We start from the raw sequence: 12,537 nt of genomic DNA on the forward strand, positions 1-12,537 counted from the left end.
CTCACTGACTGAGAGTAGAATTGAATTAATAGTTGTGGCACACTGTTTTAAGCTTTATGAGACTTAATTTTTATATCCAAGCTCTTTATCCATCGCAGGCAAAAATCCATGATTCCACTACAGCCTAAAGACATTGCTCTCGCCCCTATTTATCTGTATCAAGGCCATAAACTAAAACGTACTGCGCTACGACTTCCAGAAGCAGAAGGTGAACGTCATGGCCGCTTAAGATTATCCGAAACTGAGGATTGTTCACAATCTGAAGGAGATGTCTTAAATCTAATGCTCGTCGGGGATTCTTCAGCGGCTGGTGTCGGCGTGGGTGTACAGCAAGAAGCATTAATGGGGCATCTGCTCAATCAGCTGCGCGACAATAGATATATTCAGCAGAAATTTAGTGAGATTGATTGGTCGCTACATGCCACCTCAGGGCATACCAGTTTTGACGCGCTACGCCGCTTATATGTTCTGCCGATGCCAAAACATCATATTGATGTTATGGTAGTCATGGTCGGGGTAAATGATACAACCACTAATGTCGCGCCTAAAAAGTGGCAAACCCAGCTTAGAGATATTATTGAACTGGGTAAACGCAAATTTGGCGCCAAACATATTATTTTCCCATGTTTGCCACCGATGCAAAATATGCCAGCCATACCCAGTCCCTTAAATAAGTTTTTGGGTAGCAAGGCTGATTTAATGAATGCGCATTTGCTTGAGGTGTGTGATGAGTATGATAACGTCTTAGCATTGCCTATTGAGTTTAAGAATACAGGGCTTAGCGCAGAGGAGTTATTCGCTGAAGATGGCTTCCACCCAAACTCCGTCGCGTACTCGTATTTAGCATTAAAGGTCGCGAAAAATATTGCTCAGCTTGTTTAGCTAAAGATAGAGTGAGTGATATACAGTTATAGGCCATTTTTATAGAGGATAGGCCGTTATAAAAAGCTATTAGATTAGCCGCTTTTGCTTCATTTGACGATACACCACGACAACGACCAAGAGATTTAATAATAGAATGCCTAGCTTAAACCAATCAAAGGGACGCACGATTAGATAATAAACCTCTAACGGAATAAACAAACCATAGCCCAATACACTAAACCAGTAAGCCCACGTCTTATCATTCCATAAGCCATAAGCCTCGAAAAAGCGTAGACTGGCATACCCAATAATAATGAGCATAAATAGCTGCCAGTTCTCTGCACCGCGATGCGCCACACGCGTTAGGCTATCGACCTGTACGCTAAACAAGGTACCAAAGTGATTAATCCAAGCTTTGTTGGCAGAGTCTATAAATAATGACACGTCATTATGCCAAGCCCATAGAGCAAGAGCGGTAATCACCGCCCCTACCCCTTTAATGACTTCGTACGCCGTAACCGCTTTAATCGAACCACTAATCTGTGGCGATTCAATCAAAATATGTCTCCACTACTTTGCCTTGCAAGGTCTGATTCATAAACGGCGTGTTCTTACCTTTTGAAATCATAGACTCTGCTGTTACTTGCCATTCTTGGTTAGGATCAACCAACACTGCACCACCAATATCTGTATATTGTGCTTTGATACCCGCAATATGTGCTGGCGCCAGACAAATCTTATCCACTAATTGCTCTGGTGTTAACACACCATCACGTACCAGTTTGCAGCCCAATGCCATAAACGTATCGAAGTTTGAGATACCTGGAGTGGACTCTGCAAATGGGGCTTTTTTGGCAGAATCATTTAATGGCTCATGATGACTACAAATCGCATCGATAGTGCTGTCTTGCAGCCCTTTAAGCAGCGCTTTTTGGTCGGTATTACTACGCAGTGGCGGGATAACATAGGCCTGAGCATTAAAACCCTCTAAATCATCATCTGTCAGATGCAGCTGATGCATGGCCACATCACAGGTTACCGGTAAGCCTTGGCTTTTGGCAAGTCTGATTAGGTTAACCGATGATTTACAAGAGATTTGGCTAAAGTGTGCGGCAATACCAGTTTCTTCTACCATCAACAACTGGGTCGATAGCGCTACCGTTTCTGCCAACCAAGGAATACCTTGTAAGCCATGGAATGAGGCAATATAACCTTCATGAGCCACACCACCAGCAGACAGACTTGGCTCATTTGGGTAAAAGAATACTTTTAAGTCAAAGGTCGCTGCGTACTCAAGGGTGCGCAGTAATACTAAGTCATTGGTAAAAGGACGACCCGCATTTGATACCGCAATACAGCCGCCTTGCTTTAGACCAGCGACGTTAGCAGGACGCTCGCCCTTTAGTCCAGCGGTCAATGCACCCAAGATATGCAAGTTAATACCACCATCTTGCTTGGCTCGCTCACGTAGACCTTTTAATAATGAACCATTTTCTAATACAGGGTTGGTATCTGGCGGAATAACCACATGCAAGAAGCCATTGGCACGCGCGGCATGTCCCTCTGTCTTTAGATTGCCGTGTTGCTGCTGACCTGGCTCACGCAAACGCGCACATAGGTCTACCAATGGCGGCAGTAGCCAGTGGTCTTTTTTTGTTTCGATATCAGGCTGAGTGAAGTCTTTTGGCAGTAGGTTTAGCATGATAAATCCAGTGTAATTTTAGTAATCAGTTAAATGAAAAGATAACAATTGTATCCTCGTTAATATCAAATCGCCGGTTTTAAGCTCTATTTATCTAAAGACTTACGACCGAACTGCTTGCTTGGCCTGATATTCTCGTTGACCTTGCATTGCCATAGACAGCACTGCCATACGAATAGCAATACCGTTATTTACCTGTTTTAAAATCACTGACTGCGGACCATCTGCCACGCTAGATGCAATTTCGACACCGCGGTTCATTGGTCCTGGGTGCATCACTAGCGCATCCGGCTTAGCTTTGGCAACACGTTCAGGCGTAATGCCGTAGTTTTTGAAATACTCACTTGAAGCTGCCATGAGTGGTGAGCCAATACGCTCATTTTGAATACGCAGTCCCATTAATACATCACAATCGACAACGCCTTCGTCGATGTCTTCATAGACTTTAACACCGTAACGCTCGATACCCTTCGGCAATAACGTCCGTGGTGCAATCACACGAATCTCTTTAACACCAAGTGTTTTAAGCGCGCTAATATCTGAGCGGGCTACGCGAGAGTGTTTAATATCACCAATAATGGCCACGGTTAGCTCTTCAAAAGGACGCGGGGCTTCACGATAAATGGTCAGCATATCAAGCATGCCTTGAGTCGGATGCGCATGCCAACCATCACCGCCATTAATAATTGCAATCTCAGGGGTCACTTCCGTTGCCATAAAGTGCGCTGCACCCGAGGCCGAATGACGTACCACAAAGATATCAGCCGTCATCGCTTGTAGATTCCATAATGTATCACGTAGGCTTTCACCCTTTTGTGTGCTTGAACGGGCAATATCAATATTTAATACATTGGCACCCAAACGTTTTTCGGCAACCTCAAACGTAGTACGTGTTCGTGTTGACGGCTCAAAAAACAGATTCATCACCGTACAACCTTCAAGTTCAGGACGATTAATTAATTGCCCATTGTCATCAAAAAAGCTCTCCGCTTTTGCAATAATAGCTTTTAACTGATCACGACTTAGCCCCTCAATACCTAAAAAATGACGAATATGACCATCATCATTTAACTGTGGCTTACTCAATGACGCATTGAGTCGAGATGTTGTGGAATCAAAGCCTTCATATTCAGCAGCTTTGTCGTCTTTATTATTGCTCTGGTTTAAGTCAGTCATGGCAGTTTGAGGCGTCCTTTATCATCAGGTAATCGTGGATGGAATCTCATGAACTATGAGTTATTAAATAACAGCTCTGCTGTCACTCACGTTTAGGGTCGTTTTGTCGGCTATTATAATAAAAGAGCACAAGAAATATTGCGCCGTTTTTGCTACACTTTGCGCAGCTTAATAAATCGCTTATCGCATCATTAATATTGCACAGTATCAGACAGATTGACGAATGTGTATAGTGTAGCCGATTTAACATCATTCAAAAAGTAAGCGTTGTTAAATTTACATTACGCGTGCATTTCCTGCAGTCAGGCTAACTGTTATTTATCATTGGCATTTATTATCATGAATGCATAATGACATAAGCTCAAGACAGTATCTGTAGCGTCAATAAAACAGCCGTAGATAAGATAACTATGCCACCTACTTTAGATTAAGTGATAATACGTTCAATCATTACAGCCTATTTTTTATAAGTGTAAGACAAGTTGATAAACCTCAAAGCCGTTACCCATTAAAGGACATCCCAATGACCACACTTAGTGAATACTTCCAAAATAAAAATAATGCCAATCAAGCCGCTGTCATTGATGTGATTAATACCATAACCGCAGTCGGTAAAGAAATTACTGACTTACTGCGTAAAGGCGCGCTAGCTGACATCCATGGTGAAGCCGGTGCTGAAAACGTACAGGGTGAGCAGCAGAAAAAGCTAGACGTTATCGCAAACGACTTGCTGTTAGATGCTTTAACGGCAAACAAGCATTGTGCCGGTGTGGCCAGTGAAGAGCTGGATGACGCAACCCCTGCTAATAAAGAAGGTGAATTGCTTGTTTTGTTTGATCCACTTGATGGGTCATCAAATATCGATATCAATATGCCTACTGGTACCATATTTTCAATATTGCCCGTTACCAATAAAGGTCAAGCCGTTCAAAATGTAGACTTTTTGCAAAAAGGTACGAAGCAGCTAGCAGCCGGTTATTTACTGTATGGCTCATCAGCCATGCTGGCATTCACTTTTGCAGATTCATTAGACACAGACAATAATGGCGTCGTGATGTTCAGCCTTGACCCAACCACCGGCGAATTTGTGTTGGTAAAAAAGAACATCATAATCGATGCGGATACCAAAGAATATGCCATTAATGCTTCTAACGCGCGTCATTGGTTGCCACCTATGCAGCAATATATCAATGAACTATTAGCTGGTACGACTGGCCCACGTGGTAAAGATTTTAATACCCGGTGGGTCGCTGCTATGGTCGGCGATGTGCACCGTATCTTATGCCGTGGTGGTATCTTTATTTATCCAAAAGACACCAAAGATCCAAATAAAGCCGGTAAACTGCGCTTGATGTATGAAGCCAACCCTATGAGCCTCCTTATTGAACGTGCAGGCGGTGCTTCGACAGACGCAGTCAATCGTATTATGGATTATGAGCCAACCGATATTCATCAACGTGTGGCGGTTGTACTTGGTGCAAAAAACGAAGTTGAACATGTACAAAAACTGCATCAAAACAGTTAATTAAATTAGCCGTCATGTGTTTTGTATTTACCTATCCAAAAAGCCAAACTGGTGTAGTTTGGCTTTTTTATTTCGTCTTAATAGCGGTATAGTGAATAAGGTATGTTACTCTACTGTCCTATACCTCTTTTCTATATAACCTGAAACAAGTCCCATATAAACAATCTAATAGTTAAATCAAACGAGCAAATAATGACCGATATCATCACCAATAAGTTTTCGAACAACCCTGTTATCACCTCAGACAAAAACCCAACCGCTAAACTTGCTAAAGCTCTGCTAAACCAATCAAGACAACGCAAAAAATCGGGGCAAACTGTCCTTGAAGGCGTTCATCTTATTGAAGCTGCGCTGCAGGCAGACTTTCTTCCAGAGCAAATTATCATCTCTTATACTGGTTTATCGCATCCCGAAGTTCAGGAACTATTAAGCTCTTTAAGTAGCTATAACCTTGAGAATAAACTCACCGTGGTTAGTGATAGCGTTTATGAAGGCATTACCACACTTGGCAATGGTGTTGAGATTATGGCCATTGTGAATGTCCCCCAACATGACCTACAAGCATTACGCTCTCCTATTACTACCGACTGTCTAATCCTAAATGATGTACAGGACAATGGTAATGTAGGCACCTTATTGCGTACAGCCGCAGCGGTCGGTATCAAAACCATTATTTGCACCAAAGGCAGTGCTCAAGCTTGGTCACCAAAGACTATGCGTGCCGGTATGGGCGCTCAGTTTGGTTTAACCATTTATGAAGGTATTGAGGCCGATGAAGTATTGGCTTATCTGCGTGTTCCTGTTTTTGCGACCAGCTCACATACCGATAACATCATCTATAAACAAAATCTAAACCGCCCTGTGGCTTGGGTGATGGGTCATGAAGGTCAAGGCGTTTGTGAAGATATCATGAAGCTTGCAACCCCAGTTGCACTACCTCAACCTAACGGTCAAGAAAGCCTAAATGTAGCGATTGCCGGTGCATTATGTATGTATGAAACACTGCGTCAAAGAGAATATGCAGATTAGGTTGTATTAGACTAAGATAAACTATAAAAAAAAGGGTGCGATTAAATTTAATCGCACCCTTTTTTAGTTATTGGAGAAGCTATTATTTAAGTACTAGCCACAAAAAAACCGTCTCGAATGAGACGGTTTTTTAGCTTTACGCTGTATTAAGGATTAAAGATATTAGTCTTTAACGCTAGCAACAACACCCGCACCTACAGTACGGCCACCTTCGCGAATTGCGAAACGTAAACCTTTGTCCATAGCGATTGGGTGGATTAGCTCTACGCTCATCTCAACGTTGTCGCCTGGCATTACCATTTCAGTACCGTCTTGTAATGAGATGGCACCCGTTACGTCAGTAGTACGGAAGTAAAACTGTGGACGGTAACCATTTAGGAATGGCGTGTGACGACCACCTTCTTCTTTTGATAGTACGTATACTTCTGCGTCAAACTTGGTGTGAGGAGTGATTGAACCTGGCTTAGCAAGTACTTGACCACGTTGTACGTCTTCACGCTTAGTACCACGTAATAGTACACCACAGTTCTCACCAGCACGACCTTCGTCTAGTAACTTACGGAACATCTCGATACCAGTACACGTCGTCTTTTGAGTATCACGAATACCAACGATTTCGATTTCGTCACCAACACGTACTACACCAGACTCAACACGGCCAGTTACAACAGTACCACGACCTGAGATTGAGAATACGTCTTCGATTGGCATTAGGAATGCTTTGTCAACGTCACGCTCTGGTTCTGGGATGTAAGTGTCTAGAGTTTCTAGTAGTTCGATAACTGCTGGCTCACCATACTTACCGTCGTTACCATTTAGAGCTTCTAGTGCAGAACCTTTGATGATTGGGGTGTCATCACCTGGGAAGTCGTAGTCAGAAAGTAATTCACGTACTTCCATTTCTACTAGCTCAAGTAATTCTTCGTCATCAACCATGTCACATTTGTTCATGAATACGATGATGTATGGTACGCCAACCTGACGTGATAACAAGATGTGCTCACGCGTCTGTGGCATTGGGCCGTCAGTAGCAGATACTACTAGAATAGCGCCGTCCATCTGTGCCGCACCAGTAATCATGTTTTTAACATAGTCAGCGTGACCTGGGCAGTCTACGTGTGCGTAGTGACGTGCTTCAGTGTCATACTCAATGTGTGAGGTGTTAATGGTAATACCACGTGCTTTTTCTTCTGGTGCTGAGTCAATTGACGCGTAGTCTTTTGCTTCGCCGCCTGAAGTTTTAGCAGCGACAGTTGCAATAGCAGCTGTTAGTGTGGTTTTACCGTGGTCAACGTGACCGATGGTACCAACGTTAACGTGCGGTTTGTTACGTTCAAACTTGGCCTTTGCCATGTGTGTGTCCTCTTTTAAAATCTAAATTCAGTTAAAACAAATGATGAGATGTCGTAATCATTAATGGTTACTCATCCATCCTCTGTCAAATTATTAAAATATCTTGAAAGTGATGATCAAGTCAGTAGCAAATGATATAAGAAAACATAAGCATATGACAAGCCCTTGATACGTAATTGGTCATAATTTCATCAACTAATTACAATACATTTCTGATAGGAATAGCAACGACTTGATTATATTGCTTATTTTATTCTTAGGCTACGGCAGCATTTTGCCACCGTAGCCTATTATCATTGGCTGAATAAATAGACTTACTCTTCGTCTTCGTCTTTACCAGAGAATTTCTTGATAATGTCGTCAGCAACAGATTTTGGAATTTCAGCGTATTTTTCGAATTCCATTGAGTAGGTTGCACGGCCCTGAGACTGTGAACGAACATTCGTTGCATAACCAAACATTTCTGATAATGGCACCTCAGCACGAATCTGCTTGTTACCACCAGGTAAATCTTCCATACCTTGAACCATACCACGACGACGGTTTAAGTCACCCATGATATCACCCATGTATTCTTCTGGCGTTTCAACTTCTACTTTCATGATTGGCTCAAGAAGTACTGGGTTAGCATTCATGAAGCCTTTCTTGAACGCGATAGAACCTGCCATTTTGAACGATAGCTCATCCGAGTCAACGTCATGGTAAGAACCATCATATAAAGTCGCTTTAACACCAACGATTGGGTAACCAGCAAGAATACCGTTCTTCATACGCTCTTGGATACCTTTATCCACAGCGCCATGATATTCTTTAGGTACAACACCACCAACGATTTGTTCTTCGAACTGATAGTCAATACCAGAGTCAAGATCGATTGGCTCAAGTTTTAACCAAACATGACCGAACTTACCGCGACCACCAGTCTGACGAACAAATTTACCTTCTTGTTCAACTGAGTTGCGAATAGTTTCACGATAAGCAACTTGCGGTGCACCGATGTTAGCTTCTACTTTAAATTCACGTTTCATACGGTCAACAAGAATTTCTAAGTGAAGCTCACCCATACCACTGATGATAGTTTGACCTGATTCTTCATCTGTGTGAACACGGAATGAAGGATCTTCTTTAGCTAGACGGCCAAGCGCAGTAGACATTTTCTCTTGGTCAGCTTTAGTCTTAGGCTCAACAGCTAAACTGATTACTGGCTCTGGGAACTCCATACGCTCTAGAGTGATTACTTCGTTTTCATCACATAATGTATCACCAGTGCCAACGTCTTTCATACCAACTAAGGCAGCAATGTCACCAGCACGAATCTCGTCTAGTACTTTCTGCTCATTAGCATGCATCTCAACGATACGACCAATACGCTCACGTTTCATCTTAACTGGGTTATAAACGCTATCACCCTGTTTGATAACACCAGAGTAAACACGTACGAAGGTTAAGTTACCAACGAACTTGTCGTTCATTACTTTAAATGCTAACGCTGAGAATGGTGCATCATCAGACGCTTCACGAGTGCCTTCAGTTTCGTCTTTATCGTTTAAGATACCACGGATTGCTGGAACGTCTGGAGGTGCTGGCATATAACGAATTACCGCGTCCAACATCTTCTGTACACCTTTGTTTTTAAAGGCAGTACCACAAAGCATTGGAATGATTTCGTTAGCGATAGTACGCTCACGGATAGCAGCATGAATTTCGTCTTCAGTGAGCTCTTCGCCTTCTAAGTACTTGTTCATTAGCTCTTCGTTAGCTTCAGCAGCAGATTCAACTAACTGGCTACGGTACTCTTCTGCTTTTTCTTGAAGTTCAGCTGGAATTTCACGCTCTTCGAACTTCATACCTTGAGATTCAGTATCCCAATATATGGCTTTCATAGTAACTAGGTCGATAACACCTTCGAAGTCATCTTCTTTACCAATTGGAATAACAACAGGTACTGGGTTGCCACCTAAGCGTGTTTTAACTTGTTCTACTGCACGGTAGAAGTCAGCACCAACACGGTCCATTTTATTAACGAACGCTAAACGAGGAACTTTATATTTGTTAGCCTGACGCCATACTGTTTCAGACTGTGGCTGTACACCACCAACTGCGCAATAAACCATACACGCGCCGTCAAGTACACGCATTGAACGTTCTACTTCAATCGTGAAATCAACGTGACCTGGGGTGTCAATAATGTTGATACGGTGTTCAGGGAATTGCTGACCCATACCTGACCAGAAACAAGTTGTTGCAGCAGAGGTAATTGTAATACCACGTTCCTGCTCTTGTTCCATCCAGTCCATAGTAGCAGCACCATCGTGTACTTCACCAATCTGATGACTTACACCAGTGTAATATAAAATACGTTCAGTAGTCGTTGTTTTACCAGCATCGATGTGTGCTGAGATACCAATATTGCGATATCGGTTTAAGGGGGTTGAACGTGCCATAATTTTTTCCTAATGGAATGTCTTTATAATTTATTTCGTATTACGTGTTAATGATAGGCAGAATGGTAGAGTAACCACTAAAGATGACATTTTTATGATACTTGTTCGGCGCTTGCCTGTGCCTAGTACTTTAATAAACCACCTAGTTGTTGATTATTGTTGTGCTTTAGATCAACAGTGACTCAAACTCTCCAACCCTTATCAAAAACTTAATCGTTATTACGTGAATACCGTTAGTACCAATTTACCAAATTAGGCAAGTAAGCAAACGATAGTTTATGTAATTTTTTATAGGGTGCTATTAATAACCTTGATTATTAATAGCGATATATTGAACACATACTTGGCTACTTGATGAATAAGTTAAGCAGCCATTTCGCTAAATCTAAACTTAGAAGCGGTAGTGAGAGAATGCTTTGTTAGCATCTGCCATACGGTGAACTTCGTCACGTTTTTTCATAGCAGCGCCTTTGCCTTCAGAGGCATCAGCTAATTCACCAGCTAAACGTAACGCCATAGATTTCTCAGAACGCTTCGCAGCGGCTTCTGCAAGCCAGCGCATCGCTAGAGCAGTACGACGGGAGGGGCGTACTTCCATAGGTACTTGATACGTAGCACCACCAACACGGCGAGCTTTAACTTCGACCATTGGGCGAACGTTTTCAAGAACTTCTTCGAAGAATGCAACTGGATCTTCGATGTTACGCTTTTCAGCAACTTGCTCAAGTGCACCGTAAACGATACGCTCAGCAGTAGATTTTTTACCATGGCTCATCACGTGGTTGATGAATTTAGCAATGGTTTGGCTACCAAATTTTGGATCCGGTAGGATCTCACGGGTAGCGACGACGCGACGTCTTGGCATAATAAATTTCCTTGTCTTCAGGGTTGTCTGGCATTCATAACCATATAAATAGGTTTAAAAGTGGTTACCAGCCAGCCTTACTGCATGGTGGTATGTTCTCTAATGAGACACCGAGCCCATGCATTAAATTAAGTAATGTGCTAATTAAGATTTTGGCTTCTTAGCACCGTATTTAGAGCGACCTTGTTTACGGTCTTTCACGCCTGCACAGTCAAGTGCGCCGCGAACAGTGTGATAACGTACACCTGGTAAGTCTTTAACACGACCACCACGGATTAGTACAACACTGTGCTCTTGTAAGTTATGGCCTTCACCACCGATGTAGCTAGAAACTTCATAGCCAGATGTTAGGCGAACACGGCAAACTTTACGCATTGCAGAGTTAGGCTTTTTAGGTGTGGTTGTATATACACGAGTACATACACCTCGACGTTGTGGGCACGCTTGTAATGCAGGAACGCCTGACTTTTCCTTGATTACTTTACGACCCTTACGAATCAATTGGTTAGTTGTTGCCATAAGGCATCCTTCTCCCGTTTATTAAATACAAAAAAATGGGTCATTAAGCCATTCACGTTAATAACGCTTGTTTACATCAAAGCATCGAAAACTCGGCACTTTGAGACCAAAATAAGCATTTAAAGCTATGACAGCTTACCCATTTTTCGGACACTATATTATATAGACTTATTGAGCAATACTCAAGTGCCTATTGACTTTATCTCATCAGCATTAACCCGCTGTGAGATTGCCTATTTTAGGTCACTGTTGCTAACTTTCAAGGGAGTGATTAAATATTGTCTTATTTTACGCCTGACTCTTTCTCTATTTTAGGCAACCTATCTTAAGAAAATAGCTTATAACATCTAAGAATCTATTTGCCTACTTACCTTTCACTAATCCGCTAGCCAATCTTCACTATTTTTTTATAACCCTCCTTTATAATCCTCTTTTATAACCCTCTCACTGCTAATTGTGCTTTATGATAAACTAGGCACATTATTTTAAGGGTCCCTTTACCCTTGAAACACCTTTTACATCATTCCAATAAGCGACTATTTTATGAGTAATTCATCTTCTGCTAATACCGATTTTATTAATCCAAATCATGACACCCGCATTACCCAAGGCAGCCAAGTAGCATTACATTTTGAGGTATCTCTTGAAAATGGTACAGTCATTGATTCAACCTTTAACCGTCCTGAACCTGTGAGCCTAACCGTTGGCGATGGCAGCTTACTGCCAGGATTTGAGAGTGTGTTAAATAATCTTCGCGCCGGTGATACGCGTACTGCTCATCTAGAGCCGGAACAAGCGTTTGGAGAGTGGAACAAAGATAACGTACAAACCTTTACCAGTACCCAATTTGCGTTATCAGAGCCAAACCCAGAAGTGGGCATGATGATTGAGTTTGAAGACAAAGGTAAAAATACTTTACCGGGCGTAGTCAGTAAAGTGACCGACGATGATGTCGAGGTTGATTTTAATCACCCACTGGCGGGACAAACTGTTCTGTTTAAAGTTCAAATCTTTAAGGTAACGCCGCCAGGTCAAACCGGCATTCAATTAATGTGAGTCC

The 12,537-nt window shown here is 42.3% G+C and carries 11 protein-coding genes; 4 read left to right on the plus strand and 7 right to left on the minus strand.

The features are described 5' to 3' along the window. Nucleotides 1-108: 108 nt before the first annotated feature. Nucleotides 109-882, plus strand: a complete 774-nt coding sequence (locus AC2SLO_RS10115; protein ID WP_486543670.1) for an SGNH/GDSL hydrolase family protein — start codon at nucleotides 109-111, stop codon at nucleotides 880-882. Between the two features lie 69 nt (nucleotides 883-951). On the opposite strand, the gene AC2SLO_RS10120 is transcribed toward AC2SLO_RS10115, so the two are convergent. The 3 genes from AC2SLO_RS10120 to AC2SLO_RS10130 all read right to left on the minus strand — a co-directional run bounded on the left by AC2SLO_RS10120 (nucleotide 952) and on the right by AC2SLO_RS10130 (nucleotide 3,742). After that, nucleotides 952-1,422 (minus strand): DUF2127 domain-containing protein, encoded by a 471-nt coding sequence (locus tag AC2SLO_RS10120; RefSeq protein ID WP_486543671.1) that lies wholly within the window; start codon nucleotides 1,420-1,422, stop codon nucleotides 952-954. Further along, entirely contained in the window at nucleotides 1,415-2,566 is a 1,152-nt protein-coding gene (locus tag AC2SLO_RS10125; RefSeq protein ID WP_486543672.1) for a dihydroorotase, read from the minus strand. The genes AC2SLO_RS10120 and AC2SLO_RS10125 overlap by 8 nt, the downstream gene beginning before the upstream one ends. Nucleotides 2,567-2,668: 102 nt before the next feature. After that, nucleotides 2,669-3,742, minus strand: coding sequence for an aspartate carbamoyltransferase catalytic subunit (locus AC2SLO_RS10130; RefSeq protein ID WP_486543673.1), 1,074 nt, complete (start codon nucleotides 3,740-3,742; stop codon nucleotides 2,669-2,671). Between the two features lie 523 nt (nucleotides 3,743-4,265). Here AC2SLO_RS10130 and AC2SLO_RS10135 point away from each other — a divergent pair. Beyond that, the gene (locus tag AC2SLO_RS10135) at nucleotides 4,266-5,267 is read left to right on the plus strand and encodes a class 1 fructose-bisphosphatase (RefSeq protein WP_486543674.1); all 1,002 of its coding nucleotides are present in this window, start codon (nucleotides 4,266-4,268) and stop codon (nucleotides 5,265-5,267) included. Between the two features lie 192 nt (nucleotides 5,268-5,459). Then, nucleotides 5,460-6,296 (plus strand): TrmH family RNA methyltransferase, encoded by an 837-nt coding sequence (locus AC2SLO_RS10140; protein WP_486543675.1) that lies wholly within the window; start codon nucleotides 5,460-5,462, stop codon nucleotides 6,294-6,296. A 162-nt stretch (nucleotides 6,297-6,458) separates the two neighbouring features. Here AC2SLO_RS10140 and tuf read toward each other — a convergent pair whose 3' ends face one another. The 4 genes from tuf to rpsL all read right to left on the minus strand — a co-directional run bounded on the left by tuf (nucleotide 6,459) and on the right by rpsL (nucleotide 11,477). Further along, nucleotides 6,459-7,649, minus strand: a complete 1,191-nt coding sequence (gene tuf, locus AC2SLO_RS10145; protein WP_486543348.1) for an elongation factor Tu — start codon at nucleotides 7,647-7,649, stop codon at nucleotides 6,459-6,461. 314 nt (nucleotides 7,650-7,963) lie between these two features. Further along, on the minus strand, nucleotides 7,964-10,093 hold the full coding sequence (gene fusA / locus AC2SLO_RS10150) for an elongation factor G (RefSeq protein WP_486543808.1): 2,130 nt from the start codon (nucleotides 10,091-10,093) through the stop codon (nucleotides 7,964-7,966). A gap of 391 nt (nucleotides 10,094-10,484) precedes the next feature. Further along, the gene (rpsG, locus tag AC2SLO_RS10155; protein ID WP_486543807.1) at nucleotides 10,485-10,958 is read right to left on the minus strand and encodes a 30S ribosomal protein S7; all 474 of its coding nucleotides are present in this window, start codon (nucleotides 10,956-10,958) and stop codon (nucleotides 10,485-10,487) included. 144 nt (nucleotides 10,959-11,102) lie between these two features. Continuing rightward, a complete protein-coding gene (rpsL, locus tag AC2SLO_RS10160) occupies nucleotides 11,103-11,477 on the minus strand; it encodes a 30S ribosomal protein S12 (RefSeq protein ID WP_486543806.1) in 375 nt (124 codons plus the stop codon). A gap of 543 nt (nucleotides 11,478-12,020) precedes the next feature. Here rpsL and AC2SLO_RS10165 point away from each other — a divergent pair. Further along, nucleotides 12,021-12,533 carry an FKBP-type peptidyl-prolyl cis-trans isomerase gene (locus AC2SLO_RS10165; RefSeq protein WP_486543805.1) on the plus strand — a complete coding sequence of 171 codons (513 nt, stop codon included), beginning with the start codon at nucleotides 12,021-12,023 and terminating at the stop codon, nucleotides 12,531-12,533. The last annotated feature ends 4 nt before the right edge of the window (nucleotides 12,534-12,537 follow it).

The organism is Psychrobacter sp. CX14 (genome assembly GCF_057396205.2).